At 59.2% G+C, this 15,542-nt stretch carries 14 protein-coding genes and 1 tRNA gene; 9 read left to right on the top strand and 6 right to left on the bottom strand.

What is annotated here, in order from left to right; translation table 11 throughout:
• The first annotated feature begins 119 nt into the window (after positions 1 to 119).
• The 5 genes from QC815_RS08330 (at position 120) to QC815_RS08310 (ending at position 2,782) form a co-directional block, all read left to right on the top strand.
• Positions 120 to 644 (top strand): pilin, encoded by a 525-nt coding sequence (locus QC815_RS08330; protein ID WP_309768009.1) that lies wholly within the window; start codon positions 120 to 122, stop codon positions 642 to 644.
• A 57-nt stretch (positions 645 to 701) separates the two neighbouring features.
• Positions 702 to 1,199 (top strand): pilin, encoded by a 498-nt coding sequence (locus QC815_RS08325; protein ID WP_422828689.1) that lies wholly within the window; start codon positions 702 to 704, stop codon positions 1,197 to 1,199.
• Positions 1,200 to 1,284: 85 nt separating this feature from the next.
• Entirely contained in the window at positions 1,285 to 1,737 is a 453-nt protein-coding gene (locus QC815_RS08320; protein WP_230446870.1) for an anti-virulence regulator CigR family protein, read from the top strand.
• Positions 1,738 to 1,762: 25 nt separating this feature from the next.
• On the top strand, positions 1,763 to 2,581 hold the full coding sequence (locus tag QC815_RS08315) for an inositol monophosphatase family protein (RefSeq protein WP_230446871.1): 819 nt from the start codon (positions 1,763 to 1,765) through the stop codon (positions 2,579 to 2,581).
• A 124-nt stretch (positions 2,582 to 2,705) separates the two neighbouring features.
• Positions 2,706 to 2,782: transfer RNA gene (locus QC815_RS08310), tRNA-Pro, on the top strand.
• Positions 2,783 to 2,965: 183 nt separating this feature from the next.
• On the opposite strand, the gene ppnN is transcribed toward QC815_RS08310, so the two are convergent.
• Positions 2,966 to 4,348 (bottom strand): nucleotide 5'-monophosphate nucleosidase PpnN, encoded by a 1,383-nt coding sequence (gene ppnN / locus QC815_RS08305; protein WP_268902719.1) that lies wholly within the window; start codon positions 4,346 to 4,348, stop codon positions 2,966 to 2,968.
• A 128-nt stretch (positions 4,349 to 4,476) separates the two neighbouring features.
• Between ppnN and QC815_RS08300 the strand changes: the two genes are divergently transcribed.
• Positions 4,477 to 5,367, top strand: coding sequence for a LysR family transcriptional regulator (locus tag QC815_RS08300; RefSeq protein WP_230446872.1), 891 nt, complete (start codon positions 4,477 to 4,479; stop codon positions 5,365 to 5,367).
• Between the two features lie 51 nt (positions 5,368 to 5,418).
• Here QC815_RS08300 and gcvP read toward each other — a convergent pair whose 3' ends face one another.
• The gene (gene gcvP, locus QC815_RS08295; RefSeq protein ID WP_230446873.1) at positions 5,419 to 8,316 is read right to left on the bottom strand and encodes an aminomethyl-transferring glycine dehydrogenase; all 2,898 of its coding nucleotides are present in this window, start codon (positions 8,314 to 8,316) and stop codon (positions 5,419 to 5,421) included.
• A gap of 75 nt (positions 8,317 to 8,391) precedes the next feature.
• A complete protein-coding gene (gene gcvH, locus QC815_RS08290; protein WP_230446874.1) occupies positions 8,392 to 8,781 on the bottom strand; it encodes a glycine cleavage system protein GcvH in 390 nt (129 codons plus the stop codon).
• A 409-nt stretch (positions 8,782 to 9,190) separates the two neighbouring features.
• On the opposite strand from gcvH, the gene QC815_RS08285 reads away from it, so the two are divergent.
• Positions 9,191 to 10,588, top strand: coding sequence for an alanine/glycine:cation symporter family protein (locus tag QC815_RS08285; RefSeq protein ID WP_230446875.1), 1,398 nt, complete (start codon positions 9,191 to 9,193; stop codon positions 10,586 to 10,588).
• A 96-nt stretch (positions 10,589 to 10,684) separates the two neighbouring features.
• On the top strand, positions 10,685 to 11,797 hold the full coding sequence (gene gcvT / locus QC815_RS08280) for a glycine cleavage system aminomethyltransferase GcvT (RefSeq protein WP_230446876.1): 1,113 nt from the start codon (positions 10,685 to 10,687) through the stop codon (positions 11,795 to 11,797).
• Between the two features lie 50 nt (positions 11,798 to 11,847).
• Here gcvT and QC815_RS08275 read toward each other — a convergent pair whose 3' ends face one another.
• The 3 genes from QC815_RS08275 to QC815_RS08265 are packed head-to-tail and all read right to left on the bottom strand — an operon-like array spanning position 11,848 to position 14,582.
• Positions 11,848 to 12,720: a LysM peptidoglycan-binding domain-containing protein gene (locus QC815_RS08275; protein ID WP_230446877.1), complete on the bottom strand. Its 873-nt coding sequence runs from the start codon at positions 12,718 to 12,720 to the stop codon at positions 11,848 to 11,850.
• Positions 12,721 to 12,740: 20 nt separating this feature from the next.
• Complete coding sequence (locus tag QC815_RS08270; RefSeq protein WP_230446878.1) at positions 12,741 to 13,619, bottom strand: acetyltransferase; 879 nt, start codon at positions 13,617 to 13,619, stop codon at positions 12,741 to 12,743.
• Between the two features lie 51 nt (positions 13,620 to 13,670).
• A complete protein-coding gene (locus QC815_RS08265) occupies positions 13,671 to 14,582 on the bottom strand; it encodes a LysR family transcriptional regulator (RefSeq protein ID WP_309768000.1) in 912 nt (303 codons plus the stop codon).
• A gap of 214 nt (positions 14,583 to 14,796) precedes the next feature.
• Here QC815_RS08265 and QC815_RS08260 point away from each other — a divergent pair, with 214 nt between their 5' ends.
• Positions 14,797 to 15,495 carry a CoA transferase subunit A gene (locus QC815_RS08260; RefSeq protein ID WP_230446911.1) on the top strand — a complete coding sequence of 233 codons (699 nt, stop codon included), beginning with the start codon at positions 14,797 to 14,799 and terminating at the stop codon, positions 15,493 to 15,495.
• Positions 15,496 to 15,542 lie beyond the last annotated feature (47 nt).

The raw sequence follows: 15,542 nt of genomic DNA, 5'->3' as shown, positions 1-15,542 counted from the left end.
GATACGCTGGGTAACAATGGCGTTGATCAAGGCCATGCGGTACGTTACTGTCGTACAAGTTTTATTCAACTGTGATGCCCTGCGCCAAGCCGGGTACGATTTCCCAAGGAGACGCCTCCATGTCGCATTCTGCACAACCGGCAATTCGCAATAAACACCAGGGCGGTTTCACCCTGATCGAGCTGATGATCGTGGTGGCGATTATCGGCGTGCTGGCCTCTATCGCTGTGCCGCAGTATCAGAACTACGTTGCACGCGCTCAGGTGAGTGAAGCGATCAGTCTTGCCTCGTCGGCTAAAACGGCTGTTTCTGAGTACTATATAACTAATGGTAGTTTCCCTGACTCCAATACGAAGGCTGGGATATCTGCGAATGTTGATGGTACAGATATTGGTAGCTATGTGCAGAGCGTCAAGGTAGAAAACGAAGGGAAAATCACCGTAGCTATGTCTAGTTCAGGTGTAGTCAGTGACTTGCAAGACAAATCACTACAATTTACGCCTGACTCTTCAACTGGAGATGATGATAACAGCGGTGCAATTAAATGGTCATGCGGTGCTTCTTCTACAGATGGCATCCCAACAAAATATTTACCCGCAAGCTGCCGCGATGCGGACACTACAACATCATCATCAGGAGAGTGATTGGCAGATGATGATAAAGGGGCTTATAGCCCCTTTTTTTTAAGCGGAGAAGGCATTATGAAAGCGATTCAGCGGGGTTTTACCCTTATCGAGCTGATGATCGTGGTGGCAATAATTGGTGTGCTAGCTTCGATTGCCGTACCGCAATATCAGAACTATGTGGCCCGTGCTCAAGTCTCGGAAGCATTCAGTCTCGCTTCTGACGTGAAGGTTGCGATCAGTGAGTATTTCATGGCGACGGGGGGCTTTCCGCAAAGTAATGCTGATATTGGTTACGCAACGGATACGTCTCCGACAGGAGGTGGTCAAGCGGGTGCGGGTAACTTGGGGAGCTATGTTAGTTATATGGCGATTTGGGGGGCAGAGGGCGAGTACGAGTCCCGCATTGTGATGGAAATGAGCGAAGAGGCGAATAGTGCCATTGCGGGAAAATGGGTGGTGTTGGAAGCCGATGCAGGTGAAGGATCTATTCAATGGTCTTGTCGTACCACGACAGGCGACACAAATAAGATGGAGCTAAAGTACTTGCCGGCCACGTGTCGTGACCAAAAGTAACAATTCAAAGCTGCAGCTTACTTTCTTAATCCCTGCGTATTTGCTCGCTACACTGTAAGTTCCAAGCCTAGCTGAGGAGCTTACAGTGCATCCTTTCAAAATTGCGGTAGCCAGTGCGTTCTCGGCATGTTTATTCAGTGGCGTCGCCGCTGCCCAGCCCGACCATGCGCCAGCCCACGGTGCACGAGACAAACAGCATCAAGAGCCGTCTCAAGAACGCCAGCATCGCGCCTATGACGATCGCGATACGCGCAACTATCGTGATGGTGACCGGCCGCGTATCGATGAGCGTGCCCTGAACCGCCTGCTGCGGGAATATGGCGCGCCCAGCGCTGAGCCGTTGCCGCCCGGCATCGAACGTAACCTGGCGCGGGGCAAGCCGCTGCCGCCGGGTATCGCCAAGCGGTTTGACGGTCGTCTGGCCGATGAGCTGCCGCGCTACCCTGGCTATGAATGGCAGCGCGTGGGCTCGGATGTCGTCTTGATCGATGCGGCCACCCGCGTGGTTGTCGATATTCTGGTGGATGCCTTACGCTAATGCCTGGCCCATTAACGGAGTTGGTATGTCTGCATACACCTTGGACGAGCGTTTGAGCATTGCCCGGTCGATTGCCGAACAGGCGGGCCGGATGATTCGACAGGCGCGTGAGGAGCAGTCCTTTGACCGACATTACAAGGCCGGTGACGAGCTGGTGACCGATGCCGATATTGCCGTAGATCGCTTTATCAGCGAACAGCTAGACGCCCACTTCCCGGGGGAGACACGGCTCAGCGAAGAGCTGTCCCCCGGGGAGGCGCTGGCCACCGACGCCGCGCAGCTTTGGGTGGTTGATCCCATCGATGGCACGGTCAATTTTGCTCAGGGCCTGCGCCATGTGGCGGTGTCGATTGGCTGGATGGAGCACGGTGTCGGCAAGGTCGGCGTGGTGCATGCGCCGTTTCTGGAGGAAACCTTCACCGCCGCCGAGGGCAGCGGAGCGTACTGCAACCAGCGGCCTATTCAGCCAAGCGCTGCCGACGAGCTATCGCGTAGCCTTGTGGCGACCGGCTTTCCGTATCAGCGGGGCGCTCGCAAAGCGTTATTGCCGCGTCTGGCCGCCGTGCTGGCCCACTGTCGCGATATACGCCGGAACGGTGCTGCCGCCCTGGATATCTGCGATGTGGCCTGCGGGCGCCTGGATGCCTACTATGAAAGCGTCTCGCCCTGGGACTTTGTGGCTGGCTGGGTGATTGCCCGCGAGGCGGGTGCCAGCGTTGGTCATCTTTACGGTGCTCCCGATGGGGTGCCCGCTGACCTGTATTCCCGGGATTTGCTGGTCTGTGCCCCATCGGTGTATGCCGAGATGGCAGCACTGCTGCATCGTGCGGATCGCCCTGAATAACTGGGTCAGACCAAACGCTCCGTCAGACAAGCACTTGAAAAGAAAGCGCAAAAAGAGCTTTTCATTTGTGCGATAAAACGCTAGTATACGCACCGTCTTGAGGCGAGAATATCGCCCGGGCATTCGGAGCGTGGCGCAGCTTGGTAGCGCGTTGCAATGGGGTTGCAAAGGTCGCAGGTTCGAATCCTGTCGCTCCGACCATTACGAAAAAAACGCCGCGTGGCTATATAGCCCGCGGCGTTTTTTTATGTCCGGCGGTCAGGGTGTGTCGCGTTGTTGGATATAGCGCCCCGAGTGTTTGACGCGGGGCTCATGCGGACTAGCCGTAAGATGAATGAAACGTGTATCCAAGTGTGGCGGGTTGGCAATGTGTTGTCTGCACGATTACGTCAGCACATAACAGGGCGTGTAGTCCTGCCCGTCGAGCTTCATCCGCCCTTGCGCGACAAAGGAGCTCAACAGCTCATCCAGACGCTGCATCAGCTCGGGTTCTGCATTGAGCACGAAGGGCCCGTTGGCTTCTATGGCACGAATGCCCTGTTCCTTGACGTTGCCGGCGACAATGCCCGAAAAAGCCCGACGCAGGTTGGCAGCAAGTTCATGGGTGGGCTGCTGACGGTGCAGCGCCAGGGCACGCATGGCGTCATGGGTGGGGTCGAAAGGCGCCTGAAAGTCCCGCGCCACCGTCAGGCGCCAGTTATAGTAGAACGCATCCTGGTGGGTGCGACGGAACTCGGTGATCTCATCGATGCTTTTGCGCATCTGGCGCGCGACGGCGACGGGATCACCGGTGATGATGGTATAGAAGCGTCGAATGTCCTCGCCAAGGGTATACACCAGAAATTCGTCGATCTTTTCAAAGTAGGCGGCTGAATCGGCTGGACCGGTGAGAATCAACGGAAATGGCATATCCTGGTTAGAGGGGTGTAATAGGATACCCAGCAGATAGAGAATTTCTTCCGCCGTGCCTACGCCGCCGGGAAACACGATAATGCCGTGGCCCAGCCTTACGAACGCCTCCAGGCGTTTTTCGATGTCGGGCATGACCACAAGTTCGTTGACGATCGGGTTCGGCGCCTCGGCGGCGATGATGCCCGGCTCTGAAATCCCCAGGTAGCGGCCGTCGCGGCGACGCTGTTTGGCGTGCGCCACGTTGGCGCCTTTCATGGGGCCTTTCATGGCCCCTGGGCCGCAGCCCGTGCAGATATCCAGGTCGCGCAGGCCCAGGTGGTAGCCGACGTCCTTGGTGTATTCGTACTCTTCACGGGAAATGGAGTGGCCGCCCCAGCAAACCACCAGGCTTGGGTCACGCCCTGGTTTGAGCGTGCCGGCTTTACGCAGGATATGAAAGACCGCGTTGGTAGTGCCTTCGGCGGTGGTGAGGTCGAAGCGATCGTGACGCTGGATTTCGTTGTAGATATACACGATATCGCGTATCACCGACGAGAGATGCTCCCGGATGCCGCGAATCATGCGTCCGTCCACAAAGGCTTCGGCGGGGGCATGGGTCAGCTTCAAGCGGATGCCGCGATCCTGCTGAAGCACTTCGATATCGAAGTCTTTATAGGCTTCAAGGATCGCCAGGCTATCGTCGGTCGGGCTGCCGCAGTTGAGCACCGCGAGCGCACAACGTCTCAGCAAATCGTGCAGCCCGCTTTTTGACGTGCGATGCAGTCGATTGACTTCGTGTTGAGAGAGAACTTCAAGGCTGCCTTCAGGCGAGATGATGCTGGAGATGGTATCGCGCGATTGAGCGTTCTGGGTCATTAGTGGTGCAATTCCTGACGGTGTGAGGTCTGAGGGCATATTATCACGCTCCCCGAACGGGTACACCGTCAGAGCCTGGCGGGCCAGTGTGGTATGATGGTTTGATTGCTAACCCGATGATGCTCAACATGTTTAACGCGCAATACTTCAGAACGTATATCACCCTGGTGGAAACCGGCAGCTTTACGCGCACGGCCCAGCGGCTGGACATGACGCAGCCCGGGGTTAGCCAGCATATCCGCAAGCTGGAGCGTTATTTAAACAAGACCCTGATCGAACGGCGGGGGCGCAGTTTTACCTTGACCGAGCCGGGGCGACGCGCCTACGACTACGCGTTAAAGCTGTTTGCCGAGCATGAGCAGTTTCGCCATGCCCTGGACGACGACCTGCTGGACAGCGGTGAATGCCGGCTAGCGTCGCCGGGAAGTGTCGGCTTGATGCTCTATCCGTACATTCTCGGCCAGCAGCAACGCCACCCCAACCTGACCGTCAGCTACAGCTTTGCGTTCAATCACGAGATCGTCAATGACCTGCTCGAAGGGCGTTATGACATCGGGATCGTCACCGATGCGGTCAATCACCCCGACCTGGAATGTCATGTGTGGCATCAGGAGCCGCTTTGCCTGGTGGTGCCGGCCGACTTTGTCGAGGGGACGCTTTCAGACCTGATGGGCATTGGCTTTCTCAACTATTACGATGGCATCAACCATGCCAACGCGCTATTGCGTGCCAACTATCCCGGCGAGTTTCGCTCGATGACGCACTTCCGCCATCAGGGCTTCACCAATGAAGTCAGTATGGTGCTCGATGGCGTCGCCCGGGGGCTGGGCTTTACGGTGGTATCGCGGCTGGTGCTCGAGACATCGCCATGGCAGCGGCAGGTGAAGGCGCTTAACCTACCCAATACGGTCAACGAAGTGCTGTATTTGCTGCGTCGACGGGACTCCGTGCTTCCCAAGCGGTACGAAAAGCTGCTTAACGGCTTTCACCAGCAGCGTGTGCAGGAAAAAACGCCTTGAGGCCAGCTGCCTAAGCGTCGGCCTCGAGGCGTTTTATAGGTCGACCAGTCGCTATTCGTCGCGGTATTCGTCGATGCTCGGGCAGGAGCAAATCAACTGCCGGTCACCAAAGACGTTATCCACCCGATTGACGGCCGGCCAATACTTGGACGCCTTGACGGCATCGGTGGGGAAGGCGCCCAGCTCACGGTCGTAAGGACGCTCCCATTGGGGGTCGATGATGTCGACCTGGGTGTGCGGCGCATTCACCAGCGGGTTATTATCCAGCGGCCATTCGCCCTGTTCGACACGCGTGATCTCCTGGCGAATAGCGATCATGGCATCGCAGAAACGATCTATTTCGTAGAGCGATTCCGACTCGGTGGGTTCGATCATCAGCGTGCCCGGCACCGGGAACGACATGGTCGGGGCGTGGAAGCCGTAATCCATCAGGCGCTTGGCGATATCCTCTTCACTGATACCCGACGCCGCCTTGAGCGGACGAATGTCGATGATGCATTCGTGAGCCACCGTGCCGTTCTGCCCGCGATAGAGAATTGGGTAGGCCGCTTGCAGACGCTTGGCAATGTAGTTGGCGTTGAGGATGGCAAGCTCGGTGGCCTCGCGTAGCCCGCGCGCGCCCATCATTTTGATGTACGCCCAGGAGATCGGCAAAATGGAAGCGCTGCCAAAGGCGGCCGCTGCCACGGCGCCACATTCCGGGTTGACGCCGTTGATGGGGGTCACCACATGGTTGGACACGTAGGGCGCCAGGTGGGCTTTAACACCAATGGGGCCCATGCCGGGGCCGCCGCCGCCGTGGGGAATGCAGAACGTCTTGTGCAGATTCAGGTGCGATACGTCGCCGCCAAAGTCGCCGGGGCGTGTGATCCCTACCTGGGCGTTCATGTTCGCACCGTCGATATACACCTGACCGCCGTTGTCGTGCACGATCTGGCAGGCTTCACGCACGCTGGTCTCGAAAACCCCGTGGGTGGACGGGTAGGTGAGCATGATGGCGGAGAGCTGTTCGCTGTGCTGCTCTGCCTTCTGGCGCAGATCCGCCAGGTCAATATTGCCGTCTGCGTCACATTCGACCACCACCACTTTCATTTGCACCATCGCCGCCGACGCGGGATTGGTGCCGTGGGCGGAGCTGGGGATCAGGCAGACATGGCGATGGCCTTCGCCCTGGGCGTTCTGGTAGCGGCGAATCGCCACCAGCCCCGCGTATTCACCCTGGGCGCCTGAGTTGGGCTGCATCGAAATGTGATCATAGCCGGTCACTTCGACCAGGAAGGCGGCCAGCTCGTCGATCATCTGGTGATAGCCTGCCGCCTGATCGCGGGGCGCGAACGGGTGAAGGTGAGCAAAGGCCGGCCATGACACCGGGATCATCTCGCTGGTGGCATTGAGCTTCATGGTGCACGAGCCAAGCGGAATCATGGCGTGCACAAGCGACAGATCCTTGTTCTCCAGCCGTTTCAGGTAACGCAGCATCTCGGTTTCGCTACGGTAGCGCTTGAAGGTCGGGTGCGTCAGGAAATCGCTGTCGCGGCGGTAAGCGCTGGGAATGCCCGAGGCGCGATCGGCCACCACCTGCTCGTCGAGGGCGGCAACCGACAGGCCGTGCTCATCGCCGAGCAGTACGTCAAAGAGTTTGGCGACATCGTGAGCGGTCGTGGTTTCATCCAGGCTGATGCCCACGTCACCGTTGGTAAAGTAATGCAGGTTGATGTCGTGGGTCATGGCGCGGCCGTGGATCTTGCCTGCATCCACCCGGGTCAGACGCAGGGTGTCGAACCAGGAGTCGTTGCCCAGTTGAATGCCTGACTGCTGAAGGCCTTGCGCCAGCAAGGTGGTCAAACGATGCACGCGCCCGGCAATCTTACGCAGACCGTCGGCGCCGTGATAGGTGGCGTAAAAGCCGGCAATATTGGCCAGCAGCGCCTGGGCGGTACAGATGTTCGACGTGGCTTTTTCGCGGCGAATGTGCTGCTCGCGGGTCTGCATGGCCATGCGCAGCGCTGTCTTGCCACGACTATCCCTGGAGACCCCGATGATGCGCCCGGGAATCGAGCGCTTGAGCTTGTCCGAGGTGGCAAAGAATGCAGCGTGGGGGCCGCCAAAGCCCATTGGCACCCCGAAACGCTGGGAGTTGCCGACCACGATGTCGGCGCCTAACGCGCCCGGCTCTTTAAGCAGTACCAGGCTGAGCAGATCTGTCGCGACACAGGTCATGATCGAGCGGTCGGCCGCCGCGTTGATCAGCGGCGCCAGATCGCTGATCTCGCCGCTGGCGGTGGGGTACTGGAATAACGCGCCAAAGACATCGTGGTCGGCAACCGAGGCCGCGGGTCCGGTAATTAGTTCAAAACCGAAGAAGTCGGCGCGGGTTCGCAACACGTCCAGGGTTTGGGCAAATACATCGTCGGCGACGAAAAACGCGTTGGACTTGCTTTTCTTGTTGGCCCGCTTGCATAGCGACATGGCCTCGGCCGCAGCGGTGGCTTCATCGAGCAGCGACGCATTGGCCAGCTCCATGCCGGTCAGATCCATCACCACCTGCTGGAAGTTGAGCAGCCCCTCGAGGCGCCCCTGGGAAATTTCCGGCTGATAGGGCGTGTAGGCGGTGTACCAGCCGGGATTTTCCAGCACGTTACGCTGAATCACCGCCGGCATGTGGGTGCCGTAATACCCCTGGCCGATATAGCTCTTGGCGACGCGATTCTGTCGCGCCAGCTGGCTCAGGTAATCCAGCGCTTCGGCTTCGCTTCTGGGGTCGTCCAGCGCCAGTTCTCGGCCCAGGCGAATATCGCCCGGAACGGTTTGCTCGATCAGGTCATCCATGCGCTGAAGGTCGAGCGCTTTTAACATGGTGACGACGTCGTCGGCGTCAGGGCCATTGTGACGTTTGATAAAAGCATCGTGGTCAGCCAGTTCGGCTAAACGGCGAGTTTCAAAAGGCATGGAGAGAGTTCCGAACGTGATGAGAAAACCGTGCAGGGCAATAAGGCACGCCTGCCGTGAGGCAGGCGTTAACGGCTAGTCGTCGCTGCTTAGCGTCGCCTGATAGGCGTCGGCATCCAGCAAGCCGTCAAGGTTGTCGCTGGTTAAGCGTACCTTCATGATCCAGCCGCCTTCGTAAGGCGCGTCATTGACCGTTTCGGGAGCGTCTTCAAGCGCATCGTTGACTTCGATGACGTCGCCGTCAACCGGCGCGTAAAGGTCGGAAGCGGCCTTGACCGATTCGATGACGCCAAACTCATCGCCTTTGGTCAGCGTGGTGCCGACCTCGGGCAGTTCGACGAACACCACGTCGCCTAGCGCCGCCTGGGCGTGATCGGTAATGCCGATGGTGACCGTACCGTCTTGATGATCAAGCACCCACTCGTGGCTCTCGGCGTAACGAAGGTTGGCAGGAAGGTTGCTCATGGTGATTCCCTATACGAAACGGATGTGGAGCTGCCATGTTAGCGCTTGTCACTGAGCTTGGCGATGGGCGCGGGTCACGGCGAGCAATTAGCCGAGCATGGTAACGCGTTTCCGATAGGACACAAGTTCTCTGGTGACCTTGCGCGCCGATCTTGTGTGGTTCTTTTGCGGCGTTTGGCCCGTGTGGTGATCAATTGTCAAAATAGCGATATTTGCTGCAATAACTCGACAATGGCATGGCAAGCCACCGAACCGATGGTGTAAAACATGGTGATCTTGCGTCGGGCATGGAGTGCAAAGCGCTCGTGACACGCCGGCGTTTGATGGTCAGAATTAATCGACGGTGGGCAGGTGGCCTCCCGCTCGACATCCAATAAATCAAACCATGACAAGGGTAAGGAGGTAGCAAGTGGAAACATTGACCAGTCTTTTCGGCGCCATCAACGGGGTGGTATGGGGCCCGTTGATGCTCATTCTGCTGTTAGGGGTGGGGCTCTACCTCCAGCTTGGCTTGAAATTGATGCCGATCAGAAAGCTCGGCATTGGATTCAAGCTGATGTGGCAGGGTCGCAGCGCTGCCCCGGGTGAGGAGAAAAGCGCCGACAAGGACGGCGAGATATCTCCGTTTAACGCCTTGATGACGTCGTTATCGGCGACTATTGGCACTGGGAATATTGCCGGGGTGGCCACCGCCATTGCGCTGGGTGGGCCAGGTGCTGTGTTCTGGATGTGGATCACGGCGTTGGTCGGGATGGCGACCAAGTTCGCCGAAGCCGTCCTCGCCGTGCGTTTTCGCGAGACCGATAGCCTTGGTTACCACGTTGGTGGGCCGATGTTCTATATCAAGAACGGTCTCGGCAAGAAGTGGGTTTGGCTCGGGGTGTTGTTCGCTTTCTTCGGCGCCGTGGCGGCCTTCGGTATCGGAAATACCGTTCAGTCCAATTCGGTTGCCGATGCCATGAGTTCGAGCTTCGGCGTGCCCACCTGGTTGACCGGGGTGGTGATCATGGTGCTGGCCGGTGCCGTTATCCTTGGCGGTATCAAGCGCATCGCCAAGGTGGCCGGCAAGCTGGTGCCGGTCATGGGGATCGCCTATATCCTCGCCGGTATCCTTGTGTTGATTGTCAACGCCAGCCAGATTGGCGAGGCGTTTGGCCTGATTTTCTACTACGCCTTCAACCCGATGGCGGCCGCCGGTGGTTTTGCAGGTGCAGCGGTCATGGCAGCCATTCGTTTTGGTGTCGCGCGGGGGATTTTTTCCAATGAAGCAGGCTTGGGTAGCGCGCCTATCGCCCACGCCGCCGCGCAAACCAAAAACCCGGTGCGTCAGGGCTTGATCGCCATGCTGGGCACCTTCATCGACACCATCGTGGTCTGCACCATCACGGCGCTGGTGATTCTCACCTCCACCGTTTGGATCGACGGGGAAGAGGGCGCTTCACTCACCGCGCTCTCCTTTGACGCGGCGCTGCCCGGTTTCGGGAACCAGATCGTCGCCATTGCGCTGGCGGTATTTGCCTTTACCACGATTCTCGGCTGGTCATTCTACGGTGAAAAGTGCTTCCAGTTCCTGTTTGGGACGCGCGCCATCATGCTGTATCGGGTACTCTTTGTGCTGGCGATTCCGCTGGGGGCCATGGCGCAGCTGGGTTTCATCTGGCTGATGGCGGACACCTTCAATGCCATGATGGCGATTCCGAACCTGATTGCCCTGGCGTTGCTGTCGCCGGTAGTCTTCAAACTGACAAAAGACTACTTCGACGGTAAAGAGGTGTTGCCCGGGGAAGCCCTGGATCACGATAAATAGTCACTGCCAGGCGCTGAAAAGCGCTCGCAAGACTGATTGAAGAGACGGGAAGGCACCTGGCGTGGCTTCCCGCTCTTGTTTGTAAAGGAGCGATCAATGAGTGAGCTGAAACACACCCCCTTGCATGCCCTGCATCAACGGCTCGGGGCCAAGATGGTGCCTTTTGCCGGTTACGACATGCCGGTGCAGTTTCCGTTGGGGGTCAAAAAGGAGCACGAGCACACGCGCACGCAGTGTGGCCTGTTCGATGTCTCGCATATGGGGCAGGTGACGGTCTCCGGTAAAGACGCCGCAGAGGCGCTTGAAACCCTCATTCCTGCCGATCTGGTGGGTCTTGAGGAGGGCGCTCAGCGCTATGGTCTATTGACCAGCGCCGAGGGCGGTATTCTGGACGACCTGATGATCGTCAATGCGGGGGATCATTTTTACCTGGTGGTCAATGCGGCCTGCAAGGATCAGGACATTGCGCATCTGCGCACCAGCCTTGGCCATCGCTGTCACATCGAGCCGCTGGATCGTGGTCTGCTCGCCTTGCAGGGGCCCAGCGCTCAGAGCGTCATGCAGCGGCTGTGCCCGGCGGCCTGCGAGCTTGTGTTCATGCGCCATGGCCGCTTCCAGATAGATGGCCATGACGTATGGGTCAGCCGGAGCGGCTACACGGGAGAAGACGGTTTCGAGATCTCGGTTGCCGCCGACGCCACCGAGGCCGTTGCCGAGCGCCTGCTTGCCGAGGCTGAAGTAGAGGCGATCGGGCTTGGCGCGCGGGATTCGCTGCGCCTGGAGGCCGGCCTGTGCCTGTATGGCCACGACATGGATACGGCTACGACGCCCGTCGAGGCCGGTTTGATCTGGGCGATCGGCAAGCCGCGTCGCCGCGGCGGCAAGCGTCCCGGCGGTTTTCCCGGCGCTGACGTGATCCTTCACCAAGTGGATGCCAAGGATCATGATCGTAAACGCGTGGGCCTGTTGGCCGACGGGCGTGCGCCGGTGCGCGAAGGTGCCGCGCTGGTGGATGAAGCGGGTAGAGCGCTTGGGCAGGTGACGTCCGGCGGCTTCGGGCCGAGCGTGGGCAAGCCGGTGGCGATGGGCTACGTCAGCCGAGACGCCGAAACCCCGGGCACCACCGTTTACGCTGAAGTGCGCGGCAAGCAGCTGCCGATGACGGTGACCAGAATGCCGTTTGTCACCGCCAACTATTACCGCGGCTAAACGCTTAGGCCGCTGGATATCCACACGGTGGCAGCCGCCGCGGGGTACGGTTACTTGAGAACCTGGCGCGGATCGATCGGTTTGCCGCCCTTGCGTAAATCAAACAGCAAATCGTGGCGCCCGGTGGCCCGGCTCTGGCCCACCCGGCAAAGCCAGTCTCCTGCGGCGACCTGCTGGCCTTCCTCAACGGTTAACTCCCCGCAGAGGGCGTAGACGCTCTGCAGGTTGTTTGCATGATGCACGATCACTACCTTGTCGAGCTGGCGCATGCTGCCCGCAAAGCGAACCTCGCCCGGGGCCACGGCGGTGGCGTGTGCGTTTTCTCCGGTGGCCAGCAGCATGGGTTGCAACGTCCCCCGGCTGTCGGGGCCGAAACGGCGCACTACTCGGTAGTCTTCCAACGGCCAGGGCCATTGCCTGGCCGAGGCGGGGGGCGTCGAATCGCTGTTGCTGGCCGTTGAGGTGGCCGCTGGTTTGGCGGGCGCCGCTGAACGCGCGGTACGTGACGCGTTGCCGCTAGAGCCAACCGGTATATTGATCAGTTCGCCCACGCGTAACGAGGTTGGCGAAGTGCCTGCATTGGCACTTTGCAGCCGTGACGGGGTGGTGCCAAAGTGGCGCGCCAGGCTTGAAAAGGTGTCGCCGGGGCGGATTTGATAGCGATAGGGCCCACTGGCCGGTGCTCGTTCCTGCTGAGTAGGCACCAGCAGGCGTTGGCCAACGACCAGGTGGCGTGCCTCGACGCCGGGGTTGAAACGCTGCAGTCGCTCAAGTGGCACGTTGGCGCGCTTGGCCAGTTGGCCAAGCGTATCACCGCGCTTGATTTCCACCCAGTTGCCGCTTATCTGCGCGGCGGCGGGCACCGTCACCCGCTGGGTCACCGGCGGGCTGGCGGCGCAGCCGACCAGCGCCCCGGCCAGCATGGCGGCGCCCAGCCAATGGCTCAGGCGTGATCGATCTGAGCATCCAACTGACGGTCTTTTTCCTGCCAGAGAGCATTGATCCATGTGTGGAAGTGTTCCTTGTGCTGCGTGTCGGCATGATAGTCAGCGGTCAGCATCCATGCAGGCACCTCCAGGATACGCGCCTGAAGGGTGACCGGGGCTTCCTGGCCGCACAGAAACCCCCAGAAACTGGGCTTTGGATTGGCGTAGCTCAAGGTGACGTCAAGGATGCCGTCGAGCTGGTCACCGAGCAAGTTGAGCACCTGGGCGACCCCGCCGGCCTTGGGGCGTAGCAGATGGCGATAGGGGCTTTGCTGGGAGGCATGCTTGTGGGGCGTGAAACGCGTGCCTTCCACGAAATTGAAGATGGCAATGGGCGCCTGGCGAGCGCGCGCGCACATGCGCTGGGTGGCCTCCCGGTCAATCGTCGCCAACGTGGGGTTGCGGGCGATCTGATCCCGGGTGATGCGCCGCATGATGGGAAACTCCAGCGACCAGAAGGCAAGCCCTACCACAGGGATCCATAGCAGCTGGCGCTTGACGAAGAAACGTGGCATGGGGATACGCCGATGCAGCACCAGCAGCAGCATGAAGATGTCGGTCCAACTGCGGTGATTGGAAATCACCAGCCACCACTGATCGGTACCCAAAGTCTCCGGCAGCGTGGCATTCAGCTGCGGTTTTATCCAGCTACGCATCCACCACAGGTTGACGCCGATCCAGTTCAGGGCGACGCGGTTGATGCCTTCCTGAACGATGTTCTTGAGTCGGCCAGCGGTCACCAGCTTCAGCAACGTGAGTGTCGTAAGCGGTATTCCCCAGAACAGCGTGTTCAGGACTAACAGGGTGACGCTCACTGTCCCTTTCAACATCGGCATGCCGCGTCTCCTTGGCTAAAAGTGCATAACGATGAATGCTAAAGGATATTGCTAAGCCTGCCCAGTCTCATGCGCGGGGAAATAGGGCGCTTGTACCGTTTCCAGCAGCACCGTGCGCAGGGCATGCGCGGCCACCGACAACTCCTGCTGCGTCAGGATACCGACATGGCAGGGGATGGAAGGGGCGGTTAAAGGCAGGCAGCGGGCGCCCATTGCCTGCATCTGGGGAAGGCACATCGATGGCACCGCGCTGACACCGAGGCCCGCCCCCACCATGCGGCCGACGGTAGACAGCTGATGGCTTTCAAGCGCGACCGGCAAGTCGATCTGCTGACTGGAAAGTGCATGTTCCAGCAACCGCCGCACCATGGACGGGCGCTGCAGGGTGATGAAATCCTCGTTAAGCAGCTGTGCCCATGTCAGGGTCGCATACTGGGCCAGCGCAGAGCCCTGAGGAACGGCGGCGACAAACTGGTCTTCGAACAGCGGGGTAAACGACAGCGTGCCGGTTCCCTCCGGCGAAAAGGCGATGCCCATTTCGACCTGGCGGGAGCGCACCATATGAGTCACGTCCTCGTTGATGACGTCGTGCACGGTGACGTTGATTTTAGGGTACTGTTGACGAAACCTGACCAGCGCTGCCGGCAGCAAGTTGCAGGCAAAGGCGGGCATGGCGGCCACACTCAGGCGGCCCAGCTGCAGGGTGAAGCGCTGCCGCAGGCGTTCTTCGGTATTGTCCCACTGGGCAAGCAGGTGCTTGGCCAGGGGCAGAAGTGACTCGCCTTCGGGGGTCAGGCGGACACTGCGCGTGCTGCGTAGCAGTAATTTGCCGCCCAGAGCATCCTCCAGCCCTTTTATGGCTAAACTGAGGGCGGGCTGCGATAAATGCAGCCGTTCGCAGGCCTGGGTAAAGCTCAGGGTCTGGGCAACGGCCAGAAAGGCGCGCAATTGCTTGACGGTCATGGATGGCTCTTTATGAGTTAAACAAATAAATTGATAAAAAAAACAAACTTAACAAATATATCATCAGGATCAACACTGCAACTCAGGCTTTTGCGTCGCGTTAGCCGTCACCCTTGTATACCCCTGGCTTAGCGACATTGGCGAACCGTTCACGGCAAGCGTTCAAGACAACTGTTCAAGACAGCTGTTCAATACAACAAGGCGAGGCATGACCATGGCAGGATTCGATAAGCGAGTGGCTTCCTATGAGGAAGCGATGGAAGGCATTGAAAGCGGTATGACCGTACTGGCCGGCGGGTTTGGTCTGTGCGGCATTCCCGAAAACCTGATCGCCGAAATCAAGCGTCGCAAGGTTAAAGACCTTACGGTGGTATCCAACAACTGCGGCGTTGACGGTTTTGGCTTGGGATTGCTGCTGGAAGACCGCCAGATACGCAAGATCCTGGCCTCCTACGTGGGCGAGAATGCCTTGTTCGAGCAGCAAATGCTCAACGATGAAATCGAGGTGGTGCTGACACCGCAGGGGACGCTTGCGGAAAAGATGCGCGCCGGCGGCGCGGGTATTCCGGCATTTTACACCGCGACCGGTTATGGAACTCCCATCGGCGAAGGCAAGGAAGTGCGTGAGTTCAATGGCCGCCCGCATATTCTGGAAGAGGCCATCACCGGTGACTTTGCCATCGTCAAGGGCTGGAAGGCCGACCGCTACGGTAACGTCATGTACCGCCACACGGCGCAGAATTTTAATCCCATGGTGGCGACGGCCGGCAGGATTACCGTCGTTGAAGTTGAAGAGATCGTCGAGCCTGGCGAACTGGAGCCCGCTCAGATCCACACGCCCGGTATCTATGTCGACCGGCTCATTCAGGGCTCGTTTGAAAAGCGCATCGAAAAACGCACCGTGCACCGTTGAGGTGCCGCGTTACCCACGACCGTTTTTCGGCTTTAATCGATTCAGCA

The sequence above is a fragment of the Vreelandella gomseomensis genome (assembly GCF_031451645.1).
Classification (GTDB): Bacteria; Pseudomonadota; Gammaproteobacteria; order Pseudomonadales; family Halomonadaceae; genus Vreelandella; species Vreelandella gomseomensis.
Note: the sequence above shows the minus strand (reverse complement) of the source record. Positions and strands in the feature narration are given on the sequence as shown.

Bases quoted from the DNA above. Each gene is read 5' to 3' on its own strand.
- QC815_RS08330 (WP_309768009.1), top strand. From the start codon at position 120: ATGTCGCATTCTGCACAACCGGCAATTCGCAATAAACACCAGGGCGGT.
- QC815_RS08325 (WP_422828689.1), top strand. From the start codon at position 702: ATGAAAGCGATTCAGCGGGGTTTTACCCTTATCGAGCTGATGATCGTG.
- QC815_RS08315 (WP_230446871.1), top strand. From the start codon at position 1,763: ATGTCTGCATACACCTTGGACGAGCGTTTGAGCATTGCCCGGTCGATT.
- ppnN (WP_268902719.1), bottom strand. From the start codon at position 4,348: ATGACCCAGAACGCTCAATCGCGCGATACCATCTCCAGCATCATCTCG.
- QC815_RS08300 (WP_230446872.1), top strand. From the start codon at position 4,477: ATGTTTAACGCGCAATACTTCAGAACGTATATCACCCTGGTGGAAACC.
- gcvP (WP_230446873.1), bottom strand. From the start codon at position 8,316: ATGCCTTTTGAAACTCGCCGTTTAGCCGAACTGGCTGACCACGATGCT.
- gcvH (WP_230446874.1), bottom strand. From the start codon at position 8,781: ATGAGCAACCTTCCTGCCAACCTTCGTTACGCCGAGAGCCACGAGTGG.
- gcvT (WP_230446876.1), top strand. From the start codon at position 10,685: ATGAGTGAGCTGAAACACACCCCCTTGCATGCCCTGCATCAACGGCTC.
- QC815_RS08275 (WP_230446877.1), bottom strand. From the start codon at position 12,720: ATGCTGGCCGGGGCGCTGGTCGGCTGCGCCGCCAGCCCGCCGGTGACC.
- QC815_RS08270 (WP_230446878.1), bottom strand. From the start codon at position 13,619: ATGCCGATGTTGAAAGGGACAGTGAGCGTCACCCTGTTAGTCCTGAAC.
- QC815_RS08265 (WP_309768000.1), bottom strand. From the start codon at position 14,582: ATGACCGTCAAGCAATTGCGCGCCTTTCTGGCCGTTGCCCAGACCCTG.
- QC815_RS08260 (WP_230446911.1), top strand. From the start codon at position 14,797: ATGGCAGGATTCGATAAGCGAGTGGCTTCCTATGAGGAAGCGATGGAA.